The following is a 1179-nucleotide window of genomic DNA, read 5'->3' as shown; positions in this document are numbered from 1 at the left end:
TCTGGCCAAGGCCAATCAAGCCGGTTATCTCAACGCGCGGCGTGAGCTGCCCGCCAGTGAATACGAGCTCACCGTGGGCACGCTCATTCCAGCGACGCTCATCAGCGCGATGAACTCGGACATTCCAGGCAATGTGATTGCTCAAGTGAGTCAGAACGTCTACGACAGCGCCACGGGCGCGGCGATATTGATACCGCAAGGCACGCAGCTTTACGGCACCTATGACGCGCGCGTCGCGTATGGTCAGCGCCGTTTGCCCGTCACTTGGTCTCGGGTCAATTTCCCCGATGGCAGCAAGCTCAACATTGGCAACATGGCGAGCATGGACGTGACTGGCATGAATGGCCTCACCGGTGACATCAATAACCATTATTGGCGCCTCTTTGGTCAAGCCACCTTGCTCGGCGGTATTTCAGGGATAAGCCAGGCCGCGGTCAGCGATGGTGACGACGATTCGCGCTCCACAGGTGAGTCCGTCGCCGATGGCGTGACGCAGCAATACGCCGAGACGGGCAACATGCTCATTCGCAAAAACATGAACATTCAGCCAACCATCGAAATCGATAACGCTGAGCAGTTTTACATTATGGTGAGCCAAGACGTCATCTTGCCGCCTTACTCTTCCATTCGTTAGTTAATCAGGAATCTTTATGAAAACCTTCACCCTCGCTGTTTTGGGCGGCCTCATCACGTCTGCGTGCTGGGCCGCGCCTTCGGGACAGCTTAATAATGATCAACTGTTTATCACTGGCATCAAAGCGCCACTGCCAAGCTCACCCCCTGAGCTGCAACAAGGCTACGTAGACGTTGGGCAAGTCTCTGCCCCGCAGCCTCAAGCGGTAGAGCGCGGCAAGATGCCTCTAAAGCGCGTCGAACTGCGCAAAGTCGGTCCCAAGGTACCGACAGGAGCGCCCACTCCCCAAGTGCTAGCCCCTCAGACATCAAGTGCCAATGTATCAACGCAAAGCACGTCGTCTGGTGACACAAATAAAACGGCAAGTGGCGCCACAACGTTTTTTGTCGCCGCGGGCGAAGCGCCCTATCGCGCACTCCAGCGCTGGCTCGATAAAGCGCACATCACCAAAGTGGCGTATGGCCTCAGCGATGAGCAGCAAGCCAAGTTACTAGAGCCTATCGAGCGCAACAAAAACTTCACCGGTAGCCTTGCCGTGTCCATTC

At 56.2% G+C, this 1179-nt stretch carries 1 protein-coding gene and 1 pseudogene; both read left to right on the top strand.

Annotation, left to right across the window (positions count from 1 at the left end):
* The coding region (locus OU793_RS24520; RefSeq protein WP_274647908.1) for a TrbI/VirB10 family protein at positions 1 to 634 on the top strand (634 nt) is incomplete at its 5' end.
* Between the two features lie 16 nt (positions 635 to 650).
* Positions 651 to 1179, top strand: a pseudogene (locus OU793_RS24515) (hypothetical protein); the annotation flags it as partial.

The sequence above is a fragment of the Vibrio sp. VP6 genome, assembly GCF_028823755.1.
GTDB lineage: Bacteria > Pseudomonadota > Gammaproteobacteria > Enterobacterales > Vibrionaceae > Vibrio > Vibrio parahaemolyticus.
This window is presented reverse-complemented; position numbering and strand designations above follow the sequence as displayed.